A 16,312-nucleotide genomic window follows, 5' to 3' on the forward strand; every position below is an offset into this window, starting at 1 on the left:
CAGGAGCGACGGTGGCGGAACGGAGCACGGCTGCCGTCGACGTGGCAGACAACAGCGACGACGAGTCGCTGACCGCGCAGGCGGACCAGTCCACGGCCGACGGGGTGGTCAAGAATCGGGAGCGCGACACGGACACCGACGAGGCACAGGGGAGTGGCGGGACCGAGGGTCCCGAGAAGGCCTCACCGCCCGAACTGCACAGCGGGCACAAGCTCGCCAGGCGCTACCGCCTGGAGGAGTGCGTCACCCGTCTGGACGGTTTCAGCAGCTGGCGTGCCGTGGACGAGAAGCTCCGTCGTGCCGTCGGCGTTCACATCCTGCCCGCGGACCACTCACGGGCCCGTTCCGTACTGGCCGCGGCCCGCTCCTCCGCGCTGCTCGGCGATCCTCGCTTCGTCCAGGTGCTGGACGCCGTCGAGGAGAACGACCTGGTCTACGTCGTCCACGAGTGGCTGCCCGACGCCACCGAGATGACCACGCTCCTGTCCTCCGGGCCGCTGGAGCCGTACGACGCCTACCAGATGGTGAGCCAGATCGCCGCCGCCATGGCCGCGGCGCATCGTGAGGGTCTCGCCCATCTGCGGCTCAACCCCAACGCCGTGCTGCGCACCTCGACCGGTCAGTGGCGCATCCGCGGGCTCGCGGTGAACGCCGCGCTGCGGGGCATCAGCTCCGACACCCCGCAGCGCACCGACACGGAGGCGATCGGCGCACTGCTGTACGCGTCGCTGACCCAGCGCTGGCCGTACGAGAACGACGCCTACGGCCTGTCGGGGCTGCCCAAGGACGTCGGCCTGATCGCTCCCGACCAGGTGCGGGCCGGTGTCCACCGCGGGCTCTCCGAGCTGTCCATGCGCGCCCTCGCCAACGACGGCGCGACCGCCTCACGGCACGAGTCGGCGTGCACGACGCCGGAGGAGCTGGTGAAGGCGATCGGCGAGATGCCGCGCATCCGCCCGCCGGAGCCGACGTTCACCGCCCCGCCGGATTACCAGCGCACCACGTACCAGCAGGGCACGTACGGCCGTCAGGCCCCGCACCCCGGCGCCACCCAGCCGGTCCCGACCCCGCCGCCCCCGCTCCAGAGCCGCACGGGCAAGGCCCTGAAGTGGGCCGTCTCGGCCCTCCTCATCGCCGCACTCGGCCTCGGCAGCTGGCAGCTCGCGGACGCCCTCCTGGACCAGGGCAACAAGTCCGACGAGACGAACCAGACGCAGACGACGGACGAGAAGAGCAAGGACAAGAAGCCGCCGGCGCCGAAGCCGATCTCCATCCAGGGCGCGCAGGAGTACGTGGCCAAGGGCAACGCCCAGCACCCCGCCGACGTCGGAAAGACCTACGACGGTGACAGCTCGACGTACTGGCGGACGAGCAGCTACCGGGAAGGTCCCGTACTCGCGCCGTACAAGCCGGGCGTGGGCATCATGTACGACCTCGGCTCAGCGCAGCAGGTTTCCACCGGGACCATAGGGCTCTACTACAGCGGCGATCACACGACGGTCGAACTGTACGCAGCCGACTCCCTGTCACCCTCGTCGCTGGACTCCATGCGGAAGATCGGCACGGCTACGACGAGCGGGGACTCTGCCACCGTAAAGATCACCAAGCCGGTGAAGAGCCAGTACGTGCTCGTGTGGCTCACCGCTCTGCCCTACGCGCCCGGAGACGCATACAGCGACTCCGGCTACAAGCAGTCCGTCACCGACGTGCAGTTCAAGGGCTGAGAGTTCACCGAGACGACCTGGGGAGGGGGTCCGATGGCAGAAGGCAGTGCATACGGCGACGTAAGCGATCAGGACCTCCTGGCTCGGCATGTGGAAGGCGACCCCGACGCCTTCGGTGAGATCGTCCGGCGGCACCGGGACCGGCTCTGGGCCGTGGCCCTGCGGACGCTCGGTGACCGTGAGGAGGCCGCTGACGCGGTTCAGGACGCTCTCGTCTCCGCCTACCGGGCCGCCCACACGTTCCGGGGCCAGTCGGCCGTCACGACCTGGCTGCACCGGATCACGGTGAACGCCTGTCTCGACCGGGCTCGTAAGGCGGCCTCCCGCAAGACGTCTCCCGTGGACGACACCGAGCGCCTGGAGCAGTTGCTGGAGCCGCACGAGGAGGCCTCCGCTCCCGCCGAGCGCAATGATCTGCACCGGCAGTTGCTGGAGGCGCTCGGGACGCTGCCCCCCGATCAGCGGGCCGCCCTCGTGCTGGTGGACATGCAGGGCTACCCCGTCGCCGAGGCGGCTCGTGTGCTCGACGTGCCGACCGGCACGGTGAAGAGCCGTTGTGCGCGGGGCAGAGCAAGACTCCTGCCCCTGCTCGCTCATCTGCGGCCGGAATACCCCGGTGAGGGCAGAGAAACCGGCGAGGGGCGGAACCGGACGCAGGGGACATCCGTCCCACCCGCAGCGGGGTCGCATGCCGAAGGCCCACGCGGTACCGGGCCGAGTGATTCAGCTGCTGTGAAGGGCGGAGGTGGGCGAGCGTGACATCCACGACGGACGCGGCCGGGCACCCGGACGTCACCGAGATCTCCGACCTCACCGAGGGCCTGCTCTCCCCGCCCCGGACCACAGAGGTGCGTCGCCATCTGGACGAGTGCGAGCTGTGCGCCGATGTCCACGCCTCGCTGGAGGAGATCCGCGGCATGCTCGGGACACTGCCCGGCCCTGCCCGGATGCCCGACGATGTCGTGGGCCGCATTGACGCCGCTCTCGCGGCCGAGGCCTTGCTGAACGCCACCGCACCGGCTGACGCGGATGCCCCCACCCTCGTCGGTGCACCCCGGGCGCAGTCGGACGCGGATGACAGCACCCGTGTTTCACGTGAAACATCCCTACCGGCGGACCGTCCCGCAGGACACGCCCGCCCCTCGTCCACGGGACCGGGGCGCAAGGACCGCACCCGGCGTGGACGTCGCCGGATCGCCGTCCTGGGCACCGTCTTCACCGTCGCCGCCCTGGGGTTCGGCTCTCTGCTGCTGTCCTCTCTCAATGAGGGCGGGAACAGCAGCCCTGGGGCTGACGGCCGGGAGACCGCGGCTGCCGTGGACACCTTCGCCACGGGAACGCTGGAGAAGCAGGTCACCGATCTGCTCGCCCAGCAGCGGGAAAAGCTCGGTGGCTCCCGTACCCCGAACAGCAGCCTCGGGGTGCAGTCCGATCCCAGCAGCGGCGGTCCTCGCGTCTACAAGAAGCCCGCCGTGCCTGTCTGCGTCCAGGAGGGCATCGGTCGCAACGACGCCGCCCTCGCGACCGAGGAAGGCACCTACAAGGGGACAGAGGCACTGCTCGTCGTGCTGCCCGACCCTGCCGACAGCAGCAAGGTCACCGCCTACCTCGTGCAGGCGACCTGCGTGGCCGACCCGTCCGTGGACAAGGCCGAGGTGCTGCTGAAGCGCACCTACACCCGCTCCTGACGCCCACCTACAGCCGCTCCTGACGCCTCTCCCTGTACGCACGCTTCGTCCGTGCCCTGCGTGGTATCCCGTACGGTGTCTCGCCCTTCGTGTGCCCGGACACAGTGGGAATGCACGCCCCGTAGGATCCGTTGGGTGGGGTGAGAGTTCTGAAGGGAGCTCCCACCGGTCCGACGACGCAGTAGTCCAGAGACGAGGAATCAAGCCGTGAGCGACGTCCGTAACGTGATCATCATCGGCTCCGGGCCCGCCGGCTACACGGCGGCGCTCTACACCGCGCGCGCGTCGCTGAAGCCGCTGGTGTTCGAAGGCGCTGTCACCGCAGGTGGCGCGCTGATGAACACCACCGAGGTGGAGAACTTCCCCGGCTTCCAGGACGGCATCATGGGCCCCGAGCTCATGGACAACATGCGCGGCCAGGCCGAGCGCTTCGGTGCCGAGCTCGTTCCGGACGACATCGTCTCCGTCGACCTGACCGGCGAGATCAAGACCGTCACCGACACCGCGGGCACGGTGCACCGGGCGAAGGCCGTCATCGTCGCCACCGGCTCCCAGCACCGCAAGCTGGGCCTGCCCAACGAGGACGCGCTCTCCGGCCGCGGTGTCTCCTGGTGCGCCACCTGCGACGGCTTCTTCTTCAAGGACCAGGACATCGCCGTGATCGGCGGCGGCGACACCGCGATGGAGGAGGCCACCTTCCTCTCGCGCTTCGCCAAGTCGGTGACGATCGTCCACCGCCGGGACACGCTGCGCGCTTCCAAGGCGATGCAGGAGCGCGCCTTCGCGGACCCGAAGATCAAGTTCATCTGGGACAGCGAGGTCGCCGAGGTCCAGGGCGATCAGAAGCTCTCGGGTCTGAAGCTGCGCAACGTCAAGACCGGCGAACTCTCCGACCTCCCGGTGACCGGCCTGTTCATCGCGATCGGCCACGACCCGCGCACCGAGCTCTTCAAGGGCCAGCTGGAGCTGGACGAGGAGGGCTACCTGAAGGTGGAAGCGCCGTCCACCCGCACCAATGTGACCGGTGTCTTCGCCGCCGGCGACGTGGTCGACCACACCTACCGCCAGGCGATCACCGCAGCCGGCACCGGCTGCTCCTCTGCTCTCGACGCCGAGCGCTTCCTCGCCGCCCTCGCGGACGAAGAGAACGCCGAGCCCGAGAAGACCGCTGTCTGACCCTCACCCGCCCCACGCATCAACCAGTTAAGGAGCCCGCCGTGGCCGGCACCCTGAAGAACGTGACCGACGACTCCTTCGAGCAGGACGTCCTCAAGAACGACAAGCCCGTCCTGGTGGACTTCTGGGCCGCCTGGTGCGGACCGTGCCGTCAGATCGCGCCGTCCCTTGAGGCCATTGCCGCCGAGTACGGCGACAAGATCGAGATCGTCAAGCTGAACATCGACGAGAACCCGGGTACGGCCGCCAAGTACGGCGTCATGTCCATCCCGACGCTGAACGTCTACCAGAACGGCGAGGTCGCCAAGACCATCGTCGGCGCCAAGCCGAAGGCCGCGATCGTCCGCGACCTCGAGGACTTCATCGCCGAGTGACGCCTCCCGTGAAACGGAGCGACGTTTCACGTGAAACACGAAAGGGCCGGCCCTTGAAGGGTCGGCCCTTTCGGTGTCACAGGGGCCGGAGCGCCGGCTCCTTCTGCACGGCGCCCAGCAGCCGGTCCAGAGCCAACTCCACGTCTTCCTTCCAGGAGAGCGTCGTGCGCAGCTCCAGTCTCAACCGCGGATACGTGGGGTGAGGACGGACCGTCTTGAAGCCCACCGCCAGCAGGTGATCGGCGGGCAGGACGCAGGCGGGCTCTTTCCAGCGGGCGTCGCCGAAGGCCTCGATCGCCTTGAAGCCCCGCCGCAGCAGATCCTTGGCGACCGTCTGGACCATGACGCGCCCGAGCCCCTGGCCTTGATACTCCGGCAGGATGAACGCGGTCATCAACTGCACGGCATCGGACGAGACCGGGCTCGTGGGGAACGCCGTGGAGCGAGGAACGTAGGCGGGGGGTGCGTAGAGCACGAAGCCGACCGGGACCTCGTCGACGTACACCACGCGGCCGCAGGATCCCCAGTCCAGCAGGACCGCGGAGATCCAGGCCTCCTTCTCCAACGCCGGAGTGCCGGCCTTTACCGCGGCCTGCCCGCTGACGGGGTCCAGCTCCCAGAAGACGCACGACCGGCAACGCTCGGGGAGGTCCGGAAGGTTGTCCAGCGTGAGCGGTACGAGCCGACGCCCCATGAAGGCTGTTCCTCGCTTCCCTCGCCCGCTGCGTCGCGGGCGGCTGTCAGGGCGCTCCGTTCCCTGAGCAGGCTGCCGACGAACCCGCCGACCGCGCCCAAGCCCAGGCCTGCGCTCACCAGTCCGGTACGGCTCACCGTTCGCATGGCCCTCGCCTCCCCCAAGAGGTGCCGTCAGGTGGATGCGTCATACCCGAACGCATCGTATCCACGATGCGATTCCCGTGATACCGCCAGAAAGCAAAGGGCGGGCTGTTTTCCGGTACACACCGGACACAGCCCGCCCTGGACGTCCGCCGTGCGCGAGGCCGGCCGACCGGGACTCAGTCCTCCGAGTCCTCCGTGTCGCCCTCCAGAAGGCTCTTCTGAAGGACCGGTCCCTCGCCGGGAGCGAGGGAACCGAGGATTCGCTCCAAGTCCTCCATGGAGGCGAACTCCACGGTGATCTTGCCCTTCTTCTGCCCCAGATCGACCTTCACCCGGGTCTCGAACCGGTCCGAGAGCCGGGTCGCGAGATCGCTCAGCGCCGGGGAAACCCGGGTACCGGCCCGCGGGCCCTTGGCGCGCTGAGCCGTCTGCGGCCGCGAGCCCATCAAGGTCACGATCTCCTCGACGGCACGCACCGAGAGCCCCTCGGCCACGATCCGGTGAGCCAGGCGGTCCTGTTCCTCGGAGTCGTCGACGGAGAGCAGCGCCCGGGCGTGTCCGGCGGAGAGCACCCCGGCGGCCACCCGGCGCTGCACCGCGGGCGAGAGCTTCAGCAGGCGCAGCGTGTTGGAGACCTGCGGGCGGGACCGGCCGATGCGGTCCGCAAGCTGGTCGTGCGTGCAGTTGAAGTCCTTCAGCAGCTGGTCGTAGGCGGCCGCCTCTTCCAGCGGGTTCAGCTGGGCGCGGTGCAGGTTCTCCAGGAGGGCGTCCAGGAGAAGCTTCTCGTCGTCCGTGGCCCGCACGATCGCCGGGATTGCCTCCAGGCCCGCCTCTCGGCACGCCCGCCAGCGACGCTCACCCATGATGAGCTCGTAGTGGGCGGGACCGAGCTGGCGCACGACGACCGGCTGGAGGAGGCCGACCTCCTTGATGGAGGTGATGAGCTCCTGCAGCGCGTCCTCGTCGAAGACCTCACGCGGCTGGCGAGGGTTCGGCTTGATGGAGTCGAGGGGGATCTCGGCGAAGTAGGCGCCCATGGAAGACGCGGGCGCCTCCGCTGCGCCATTCACCGACGGCTCCTCGGTTTCATGTGAAACAGGCGGCAGCGTGGTGACCTTCGCCGCGGCCACTCCGCGGTCGCCGGTCAGCACGGGCACAGCCGTCGGCGAGGCGGAGGCGGGCCCGCCTCCCACTCCGGTCGGAGCCACCGTCTTGTCCGCAGGGCCGGGGATCAGTGCGCCGAGACCACGGCCCAAACCCCTCCGTCGCTCGCTCACTGAATGCCCTCCACCATGCTCGGGTCGCTCTGGGCGCCGATGTGGGCGTGCGTCGCGTCGTAACGGACACCGACACCCCTCAGCGCGATTTCTCGTGCCGCCTCAAGGTAGGACAGGGCACCGCTCGATCCCGGATCGTAGGTCAGCACCGTCTGTCCGTAGCTCGGCGCCTCGGAGATACGGACCGAGCGGGGAATGCTCGTCCGCAGCACCTCCTCGCCGAAGTGGTTGCGCACCTCGTCCGCGACCTGGGACGCAAGACGCGTCCGGCCGTCGTACATGGTGAGCAGGATCGTCGACACATGCAGCGTGGGGTTGAGGTGCCCCCGCACCAGGTCGACATTGCGCAGCAGCTGCCCCAGGCCCTCCAGCGCGTAGTACTCGCACTGGATCGGGATCAGGACCTCCTGCCCGGCCACCAGCGCGTTGACCGTCAGCAGACCGAGGGAGGGAGGGCAGTCGATCAGGATGTAGTCCAGCGGCTGCTCGTAGGCCTGGATCGCCCGCTGAAGCCGGCTCTCTCGCGCCACCAGGGACACCAGCTCGATCTCCGCACCGGCGAGATCGATCGTGGCAGGGGCACAGAAGAGTCCCTCTACATCGGGGACGGGCTGGACGACTTCCGCGAGCGGCTTGCTCTCGACCAGCACGTCGTAGATCGAGGGGACCTCGGCGTGGTGGTCGATTCCCAGGGCAGTGGACGCATTGCCCTGGGGGTCGAGGTCGATCACCAGGACGCGGGCGCCGTGCAGAGCCAGCGAGGCGGCCAGATTGACCGTGGTCGTCGTCTTGCCGACGCCGCCCTTCTGGTTCGCCACCACGATGAAGCGGGTCTGCTCGGGCCGAGGCAGGCCCTCACCGGCACGGCCAAGAGCCTCCACTGCCAGTTGGGCAGCACGACCGATGGGAGTGTCGTCCATCGGGGGCGGTGTTTCACGTGAAACATCCTCCCCCATCGACTCGGTACGGGGACCGGGGACCGGATCGGTCATCGGTCCCGCGATGTTGGCGTCGGACCGCAAGGATTCACTCTCCTCGACTTCAGGCTCGCAATGAACAGAGCCTCCCATGTCTTCGGGGTGGTGAACCAGTGAGCCCTGGGGTTCTGTGGAGAAATCCACCTCTGTGGACAACTCCTTTGCCCCTCCGAGTGAACCGAGAGGCTTACGGTCGCGCGGTTCGGCCGCGGCGCGGCCACGGCTGATGATGCCGTGCAGCAGTGAGCGACGTTTCACGTGAAACACGATGCCGATTGGTACCTGCCATCACCGCGCGACACTCCGAGATGCGTAGGTTTGGCAGCTTGTGTGGAGTACGTCTCGTCCTCATAGGACAGATCAGTTCCACCCAGCCGACGACACGTCAGCGTCGCCTGCGTGCCCGCCCCGTCCGAGCCGCCTTCGCACGCTTCGCGGCGAACCTCACACCGCCGGGGCTCTCTCCGACCTCGACGCGGACGACCGTGGACAGGGGGTCCACCACTCCCTCACCGACGTGCAGGATGGAGGTCCCCACGGCACCGAGCTTGCTCAAGGCCGTGGCGGCGCTCTTCAGCTCCTCCTCCGCGGTGTCACCCTTCAGCGCGAGCATCTCGCCGTAGGGGCGCAGCAGGGGGATGCCCCAGGTGGCCAGCCGGTCCAGCGGGGCCACGGCCCGCGCTGTCACGACGTGGACCGGCGGCAGCTTGCCCATGACCTCCTCGGCGCGGCCACGGACGACCGTCACATGGTCCAGGCCCAGCAGCTCGACGACCTCGGTCAGGAAGTTCGTCCGCCGCAGCAGCGGTTCCAGCAGCGTGATCTTCAGGTCTTCCCGGACCAGCGCCAGCGGGATGCCGGGCAGGCCGGCGCCCGAGCCGACATCGCACACCGTCACCCCCTCGGGCACGACCTCCGAGAGCACAGCGCAGTTCAGCAGATGCCGCTCCCACAGCCGGGGCACCTCACGCGGACCGATCAGACCGCGCTGCACACCCGCCTCAGCGAGCAGCTCCGCGTAGCGGACCGCGTCCGCGAAGCGATCACCGAACACCTCACGCGCCTGCTCGGGCGCAGGGGGGAGCTCCGCTGCCTCCGTCACGGGGGACCGTCCTTCCGTACCGCGCCGACGCAACCGAGCGCCGACACCAGAACCACCAGAACTATCAGGCTGACAAAGTCCGGCCCCGCCTGCCGGGCAGACGGGGCCGGAGGAACGTACGGACCGGTCAGGCAGGGAGCACGACGACGAAGCGCTGCGGCTCCTCGCCCTCGGACTCACTGCGCAGGCCGGCGGCCTTGACCGCGTCGTGCACGACCTTGCGCTCGAACGGCGTCATCGGCTTCAGCTTCACCGGCTCGCCGGTGTTCTTGACGTCGGCCGCGGCCTTGGCGCCCAGTTCGGAGAGCTCGGCGCGCTTCTTGGCCCGGTAGCCGGCGATGTCGAGCATCAGCCGACTGCGGTCGCCGGTCTCCCGGTGCACGGCCAGGCGCGTGAGCTCCTGGAGTGCCTCCAGCACCTCACCGTCGCGGCCGACCAGCTTCTGCAGGTCGCGGCTGCCGGCGTCGCTGATGATCGAGACAGCGGCGCGGTCGGCCTCGACGTCCATGTCGATGTCGCCGTCGAGGTCGGCGATGTCGAGCAGACCCTCAAGGTAGTCCGCCGCAATCTCGCCCTCCTGCTCCAGGCGGGTCAGGGTGTCTGCACCCTCGGCAGCGGCGGAGGTGGTGCCTTCCGTCACGGGATGGACTCCTTCTTACTTCTTGGACGGGGACTTGGGCCGCTGCGGACCCTTGCGCTGTCCGGACTGGGCCTTGCTGCGGGTTCCACCGCCGGGCTTCTGAGCGGCCTTCTTGGCGGCGGGCTTGGCGTCCTCGGGCTCGTCGTCGGACTTCTTCAGCGAGGTGGGCTCGCCGGCTGCCTTCGGAGCACCGGACTGGCGCTGGGACTTGGACTGTCGCTTGGGCTGCTGGCGCTTGGGCGCCGTGGTCGGCGTACCGTCCTCGCTCTCCACCACGACCGCCGTCTCGCTCTTCGCCACGGTGCCGTCGGCCTGGGCCGCGAGACCGGCCTTGCTCAGACCATTGATGAACTTGCGCTCGTACTCGTTGCGGTCGCGGCCCTTGGCGACGATCGCCTTGACGATGGCGCGCTGGCCCCGGCCACGGACCTTGCCGTGGTTCGTGACGTGCTTGGTGAGGCGCTCCAGGTACGCGGCCTGGGCCTTGGAACCCGGAGTCGGGTTGTTGTGGATGACGTACATCTGCTGGCCCATGGTCCACACGTTGGTGGTCAGCCAGTAGACGAGGACACCGACCGGGAAGTTGATGCCGAAGACGGCGAACATGATCGGGAAGACGTACATCAGCATCTTCTGCTGCTGCATGAACGGCGTCTTCACCGTGGTGTCGACGTTCTTCGTCATCAGCTGGCGCTGCGTGAAGAACTGCGACGCCGACATCAGGATGATCATGATCGCGGTGACGACGCGGACGCTGGTCAGCGACGCGTCGAGCCCTGCGACGTGCTCCGAGCTGTCGGTGAACTTCGCGGCCAGCGGAGCGCCGAAGATGTGCGCCTTCTGCGCACTGTCGAGCAGGCTCTGGTTGATCGCGCCGATGGTGTCGTTGTTCGCGATGCTGTTGAGCACGTGGTACAGGGCGAAGAAGAACGGCGACTGCGCCAGGATGGGCAGGCACGAGGAGAGCGGGTTGGTCCCCGTCTCCTTGTACAGCTTCATCATCTCTTCGGACTGGCGCTGCTTGTCGTTCTTGTAGCGCTCCTGGATCTTCTTCATCTCGGGCTGCAGTGTCTGCATGGCCCGGGTCGCCTTGATCTGCTTCACGAAGAGCGGGATCAGGCAGATACGGATCAGGATCACCAGGGACACGATCGACAGGCCCCAGGCCCACCCGGTGTCAGGGCCGAAGATGGCGCCGTACACCTTGTGGAACTGGACGATGATCCAGGACACAGGTGTCGTGATGAAGCTGAAGAGGCTGGCAATCGTGTCCACTAATCATGCTCCTTGGGCATGGGACGGGGTCTCTGCGGCCGGGCTCGAAGAAACATCGCTCGATGGCACATTCTCTTCGGTGGCCGTTTCGGCGGCGGAGGGCCCGCCCTTGCGTGCGCGCCACGCGTTGCGCAGCATCTCGTGCCACCGCGGGCGCTTGCGCGGCGGGACATGGTCGACACCGCCCAGCGACCACGGGTTGCACCGCAGAATGCGCCAGGCCGTGAGGCCCGTGCCCTTGATGGCACCGTGCCGGTCGATGGCCGTGTAGCCGTAGTGGGAGCACGACGGGTAGTACTTGCAGACCGGCCCCAGCAGGGGACTGATCGTCCACTGGTAGATCTTGATCAGAGCCAGCAGCGGGTACTTCATCGCGCGCCCCCTCCCAGCAGCCGCTGCAGAGCGGCATCCAGGTCTCGGGCCAGCTGTGCATGGTCGGCGTCACCCGCACCGGGCAGCGCTCGTACGACTACCAGGCTACCGGGGGGAAACAGAACGACCCGGTCACGCATCAGATGGCGAAGCCTGCGCTTCACCTTGTTGCGCACGACCGCGCCGCCGACGGCCTTGCTGACGACGAAACCCGCACGCGTCGGGGGAGCGCTCTCCCCAGGCGCGTGCGGGTCCGTGGCACCGCTACGAAGGTGGACGACGAGAGTCGGGCGTCCGGCCCGGCGTCCTCGTCGTACCGCGGTCGCGAAGTCCTCGCGCCGCCTCAGCCGGTTCTCGGTGGGCAGCACGACGTCATGACCTGACCGGGATCAGGCGGACAGACGGGCGCGACCCTTGCTACGGCGGGACGCGAGAATCGCGCGGCCGGCACGGGTGCGCATACGCAGCCGGAAGCCGTGGGTCTTCGCGCGACGACGGTTGTTCGGCTGGAAGGTGCGCTTGCTCACTCGGGGGCTCCAGAAATCAAATCGGTGTGGCGGGTGCCGTCCTGGCTGTCACCGTGCGCCCACGAGTAGCTCGCGTTACGCCCGAGTGCACCGCTTCCCGATCACCCAAAGCGATCTGTGCCCATCGGAGGCAGGCGGCAGCAGCCATCGACAACTCGACCTGGTTACGGTACGCGGGGCTACGCCATCCGGTCAAACCAGCGGCCACCGGGAGACACTATCCACAGCCTGGGGACAACAACTTGAACCGCACCCGTCGCCCTGACTACCGTGGCTGAACTCCGATTCGCCCGTCCCACCCGATGTGAATCCCGATCCGTCCCGCAACCACACGTTCGTGGGACCCGTGAGAGAGCGTGCCCTGTGGCTGACGTACCTGCCGATCTTGCCGCAGTGTGGCCACGCGTACTGGAGCAGCTCCTCGGCGAGGGCCGCGGACAGGGTGTCGAGGCGAAGGACGAGCACTGGATCCGGCGCTGCCAGCCGCTCGCCCTCGTGGCGGACACCGCCCTGCTCGCCGTACCGAACGAATTCGCGAAGGGCGTACTGGAGGGCCGTCTCGCGCCGGTCGTCAGCGACACGCTGAGCCGCGAGTGCGGCCGCCCGATCCGGATCGCGATCACCGTCGACGACTCCGCGGGCGAGCCCCCGGCCCCGCCGGCCCCCACCCGCCCCCAGCCGCGCTACGAGGAACCCGAGCTTCCCTCCTCCGGCCAGTACGAGGGGGGCTACGGCCGCCACCGCGGCGCCGACGGCGACGCGTACCCGCACCGCCCCGAGGGCGGCGACCCGCTCCCGACGGCCCGCCCCGCCTACCCCTCGGAGTACCAGCGCCCCGAGCCCGGCGCCTGGCCCCGCCCCGCGCAGGACGAGTACAGCTGGCAGCAGCAGCGCCTCGGCTTCCCCGAGCGCGACCCCTATGCCTCGCCGTCGCAGGAGTCGTACGGCCAGGACTCCTACGGCCAGCCGTCGCAGGACTACCGTCCGCAGTCGATGGAGCGCCCGTCCTACGACGACCGGCGCCCCGACTACGACCAGCCGCGCGGCGACTACGACCAGGGCCGCGCCGACTACGACAAGCCCCGCCCGGACTACGACCAGCGCGACGGCCGCCGGGAACTGCCCGAGCCGGGTCCCGGCGCCGGGCACGTGCACCGCGGCGGCCCGGTCGGCTCCGCGCTGCCCGCCGCCAGCGGTGCCCCCGGCCCGCTGGCCGCGCAGCCCGCGCCGGCGACCGGCCCCGGCGAGCCGACCGCGCGCCTGAACCCGAAGTACCTCTTCGACACCTTCGTCATCGGCGCCTCCAACCGCTTCGCGCACGCGGCTGCGGTGGCCGTCGCCGAGGCGCCCGCGAAGGCGTACAACCCCCTGTTCATCTATGGGGAGTCGGGGCTCGGCAAGACGCACCTGCTGCACGCGATCGGGCACTACGCGCGCAGCCTCTACCCGGGCACGCGGGTGCGGTACGTGAGCTCCGAGGAGTTCACCAACGAGTTCATCAACTCCATCCGCGACGGCAAGGGCGACAGCTTCCGCAAGCGGTACCGGGAGATGGACATCCTGCTCGTCGACGACATCCAGTTCCTCGCGGACAAGGAGTCGACGCAGGAGGAGTTCTTCCACACCTTCAACACGCTCCACAACGCGAACAAGCAGATCGTGCTGTCCTCCGACCGGCCGCCCAAACAGCTGGTGACGCTGGAGGACCGGCTGCGGAACCGTTTCGAGTGGGGCCTGATCACCGACGTGCAGCCGCCCGAGCTGGAGACGCGCATCGCGATCCTGCGCAAGAAGGCGGTCCAGGAGCAGCTCAACGCCCCGCCGGAGGTACTGGAGTTCATCGCCTCCCGGATCTCGCGCAACATCCGCGAGCTGGAGGGCGCGCTGATCCGGGTGACGGCGTTCGCCTCGCTCAACCGGCAGCCGGTGGACCTGGGGCTCACCGAGATCGTCCTGAAGGACCTGATCCCCGGCGGCGAGGACTCGGCGCCCGAGATCACCTCCACGGCCATCATGGGCGCGACCGCCGACTACTTCGGCCTCACGGTCGAGGACCTGTGCGGCACCTCGCGCGGGCGGGCGCTCGTCACGGCCCGTCAGATCGCCATGTACCTGTGCCGTGAGCTGACGGACCTGTCGCTGCCGAAGATCGGCGCGCTGTTCGGCGGCCGCGACCACACCACCGTCATGCACGCGGACCGCAAGATCCGCAATCTGATGGCCGAACGACGCTCCATCTACAACCAGGTGACGGAGCTGACGAACCGCATCAAGAACGGCTGACAGCCGCCGCGTCACGTCGTCGAGGGCGCCCTCCGGAGGAGATCCGGGGGGCGCCCTTCGTCATGCCGGGGCTCGGCTCGGGTCACCCGGTGTTCGAATGGTCGCCGGGTTACGGCCACTCTCCACAGATTCGGGGACTTTCTTCCGTCCACATCCTGGGGACTGCGAAGTTGTCCAGACCGTGTCCACAGGCGACGCTGTTGAAAGACCATCAGGCCAGTTCAGACGCCTGTGGATTCGTGGACGAAGGATCTCCACAGACTGTGGACAGAGCGGGGATCCACAGGCTGTGCACGGAGTTGTCCACCGGCAACCCACAGGTTGAGGACGGTTGTCCCCAGCGATCCCCAGCTTCTCCACATCTCTGTCCACTGTTCGGCAACACGGCGCACCTGATCACCGGCCCGAGTGAAAGCCGTCACACAAAGGTGCCGGGTTGGCCTGTGGGAAAGCTGGGTAAAACTGGGGACGGCGTTGGGGAGAACTCCCCTCGGGCTGTGCACGGAGTGTGCAGAACTTTCTGTTCTCCACAGACGGGCCCGGTTGTCCACCGCCTCCACCCACAGGGCCAGTGGATAAAAATCCCGCCCTGAGCTGGGAAAACGCGGTTATCCACGGTATCCACAGCCCCTACTACTACTCCCAACTAGAGAGAGCTGGGAATCCGTTTCGAAGGGGGTCCTGTGCACAACTCGCTGTCCGGCCGCCGACCGCCCCTCGTCACGACTTGACCCCGAGAGGCACCTACTGTCAGTGCCGTGCGTCAGACTGTTCCCCGGTGTCCTTCCCGTCACAGGAACCGATGACACTGGGAACGGCGGCACCGAGACAGACGACGAAGCCAGGCAGGGCGAGAAGCGCCGGCAACAGCAGGAGGCGGCAACAGTGAAGATCCGGGTGGAACGCGACGTACTCGCGGAGGCCGTGGCCTGGGCGGCGCGCAGCCTCCCGGCCCGTCCGCCGGCGCCTGTCCTCGCCGGCCTCCTGCTGAAGGCCGAGGACGGCCAGCTGAGCCTGTCCAGCTTCGACTACGAGGTCTCCGCGCGGGTGTCCGTGGACGCCGAGGTCGAGGAGGAGGGCACGGTCCTCGTCTCCGGCCGTCTGCTCGCCGACATCTCCCGCGCCCTCCCCAACCGCCCGGTGGAGATCTCCACAGACGGTGTACGGGCGACCGTGGTCTGCGGCTCCTCGCGATTCACACTCCACACCCTGCCTGTGGAGGAGTACCCGGCGCTGCCGCAGATGCCGACCGCCACCGGCACCGTCCCCGGCGAGGTCTTCGCCTCCGCGGCCGCCCAGGTCGCCATCGCCGCAGGACGTGACGACACGCTGCCCGTGCTCACCGGTGTGCGCATCGAGATCGAGGGCGACAAGGTCACCCTGGCCTCCACCGACCGCTACCGGTTCGCGGTCCGTGAGTTCCTGTGGAAGCCGGAGAACCCCGAGGCGTCCGCGGTCGCCCTGGTGCCCGCCAAGACGCTCCTGGACACCGCCAAGGCCCTCACCAGCGGCGACAGCGTGACCCTTGCGCTGTCCGGCTCGGGCGCGGGCGAGGGGCTCATCGGTTTCGAGGGCGCCGGGCGGCGTACGACGACCCGCCTGCTGGAGGGCGACCTGCCGAAGTACCGCACGCTGTTCCCGACGGAGTTCAACTCCGTCGCCGTGATCGAGACCGCCCCCTTCGTGGAGGCCGTCAAGCGTGTGGCCCTGGTCGCCGAGCGCAACACCCCGGTGCGGCTCAGCTTCGAGCAGGGCGTGCTGATCCTGGAGGCCGGCTCCAGCGACGACGCACAGGCTGTGGAAAGGGTCGACGCCCAGCTGGAGGGCGACGACATCTCGATCGCCTTCAACCCGACGTTCCTGCTGGACGGCCTCAGCGCGATCGACTCGCCGGTGGCGCAACTGTCGTTCACGACGTCCACCAAGCCCGCGCTGCTCAGCGGCAAGCCCGCGCTGGACGCCGAGGCGGACGACGCCTACAAGTACCTGATCATGCCGGTGCGGCTGAGCGGCTGAGCCTGTGCGCCCGCTCGGCTGGACGACTGCTGGGGGCGTGG

Annotated in this window: 16 protein-coding genes; 7 read left to right on the forward strand and 9 right to left on the reverse strand. The window is 68.6% G+C overall.

Going from position 1 to position 16,312, the window contains the following annotated elements; translation table 11 throughout:
• Nucleotides 1–11: 11 nt before the first annotated feature.
• The 5 genes from ICC28_RS20380 to trxA all read left to right on the forward strand — a co-directional run bounded on the left by ICC28_RS20380 (nt 12) and on the right by trxA (nt 4,962).
• Nucleotides 12–1,724 carry a protein kinase family protein gene (locus ICC28_RS20380; protein ID WP_188290070.1) on the forward strand — a complete coding sequence of 571 codons (1,713 nt, stop codon included), beginning with the start codon at nt 12–14 and terminating at the stop codon, nt 1,722–1,724.
• A gap of 33 nt (nt 1,725–1,757) precedes the next feature.
• Nucleotides 1,758–2,483, forward strand: coding sequence for an RNA polymerase sigma factor SigM (gene sigM, locus ICC28_RS20385; protein WP_188290071.1), 726 nt, complete (start codon nt 1,758–1,760; stop codon nt 2,481–2,483).
• On the forward strand, nt 2,480–3,412 hold the full coding sequence (locus ICC28_RS20390; protein WP_188290072.1) for an anti-sigma factor family protein: 933 nt from the start codon (nt 2,480–2,482) through the stop codon (nt 3,410–3,412). Before sigM ends, ICC28_RS20390 begins: the two co-directional genes overlap by 4 nt.
• Nucleotides 3,413–3,619: 207 nt before the next feature.
• Entirely contained in the window at nt 3,620–4,588 is a 969-nt protein-coding gene (trxB, locus tag ICC28_RS20395; protein WP_188290073.1) for a thioredoxin-disulfide reductase, read from the forward strand.
• 41 nt (nt 4,589–4,629) lie between these two features.
• The gene (gene trxA / locus ICC28_RS20400) at nt 4,630–4,962 is read left to right on the forward strand and encodes a thioredoxin (RefSeq protein WP_133928024.1); all 333 of its coding nucleotides are present in this window, start codon (nt 4,630–4,632) and stop codon (nt 4,960–4,962) included.
• 76 nt (nt 4,963–5,038) lie between these two features.
• Here trxA and ICC28_RS20405 read toward each other — a convergent pair whose 3' ends face one another.
• The 9 genes from ICC28_RS20405 to rpmH form a co-directional block, all read right to left on the reverse strand.
• Entirely contained in the window at nt 5,039–5,656 is a 618-nt protein-coding gene (locus tag ICC28_RS20405; protein ID WP_188290074.1) for a GNAT family N-acetyltransferase, read from the reverse strand.
• Nucleotides 5,657–5,978: 322 nt separating this feature from the next.
• Nucleotides 5,979–7,079 carry a ParB/RepB/Spo0J family partition protein gene (locus ICC28_RS20410; protein WP_188290075.1) on the reverse strand — a complete coding sequence of 367 codons (1,101 nt, stop codon included), beginning with the start codon at nt 7,077–7,079 and terminating at the stop codon, nt 5,979–5,981.
• Nucleotides 7,076–8,149 (reverse strand): ParA family protein, encoded by a 1,074-nt coding sequence (locus ICC28_RS20415; protein WP_188290198.1) that lies wholly within the window; start codon nt 8,147–8,149, stop codon nt 7,076–7,078. Before ICC28_RS20415 ends, ICC28_RS20410 begins: the two co-directional genes overlap by 4 nt.
• 292 nt (nt 8,150–8,441) lie before the next feature.
• Nucleotides 8,442–9,158, reverse strand: coding sequence for a 16S rRNA (guanine(527)-N(7))-methyltransferase RsmG (gene rsmG, locus ICC28_RS20420; protein WP_188290076.1), 717 nt, complete (start codon nt 9,156–9,158; stop codon nt 8,442–8,444).
• Between the two features lie 127 nt (nt 9,159–9,285).
• Nucleotides 9,286–9,798, reverse strand: coding sequence for a protein jag (locus ICC28_RS20425; protein WP_188290077.1), 513 nt, complete (start codon nt 9,796–9,798; stop codon nt 9,286–9,288).
• A 15-nt stretch (nt 9,799–9,813) separates the two neighbouring features.
• A complete protein-coding gene (yidC, locus tag ICC28_RS20430) occupies nt 9,814–11,073 on the reverse strand; it encodes a membrane protein insertase YidC (protein ID WP_188290078.1) in 1,260 nt (419 codons plus the stop codon).
• A gap of 3 nt (nt 11,074–11,076) precedes the next feature.
• The gene (yidD, locus tag ICC28_RS20435; RefSeq protein ID WP_188290079.1) at nt 11,077–11,445 is read right to left on the reverse strand and encodes a membrane protein insertion efficiency factor YidD; all 369 of its coding nucleotides are present in this window, start codon (nt 11,443–11,445) and stop codon (nt 11,077–11,079) included.
• On the reverse strand, nt 11,442–11,813 hold the full coding sequence (gene rnpA / locus ICC28_RS20440) for a ribonuclease P protein component (protein ID WP_188290080.1): 372 nt from the start codon (nt 11,811–11,813) through the stop codon (nt 11,442–11,444). Before rnpA ends, yidD begins: the two co-directional genes overlap by 4 nt.
• A gap of 21 nt (nt 11,814–11,834) precedes the next feature.
• Nucleotides 11,835–11,972, reverse strand: a complete 138-nt coding sequence (gene rpmH / locus ICC28_RS20445; RefSeq protein WP_003956500.1) for a 50S ribosomal protein L34 — start codon at nt 11,970–11,972, stop codon at nt 11,835–11,837.
• A 363-nt stretch (nt 11,973–12,335) separates the two neighbouring features.
• Here rpmH and dnaA point away from each other — a divergent pair, with 363 nt between their 5' ends.
• Nucleotides 12,336–14,255 (forward strand): chromosomal replication initiator protein DnaA, encoded by a 1,920-nt coding sequence (gene dnaA / locus ICC28_RS20450; protein ID WP_188290081.1) that lies wholly within the window; start codon nt 12,336–12,338, stop codon nt 14,253–14,255.
• Nucleotides 14,256–15,140: 885 nt separating this feature from the next.
• On the forward strand, nt 15,141–16,271 hold the full coding sequence (gene dnaN, locus ICC28_RS20455; protein WP_188290082.1) for a DNA polymerase III subunit beta: 1,131 nt from the start codon (nt 15,141–15,143) through the stop codon (nt 16,269–16,271).
• The last annotated feature ends 41 nt before the right edge of the window (nt 16,272–16,312 follow it).

This window comes from Streptomyces sp. TRM68416 (assembly GCF_014596915.1).
Classification (GTDB): Bacteria; Actinomycetota; Actinomycetes; order Streptomycetales; family Streptomycetaceae; genus Streptomyces.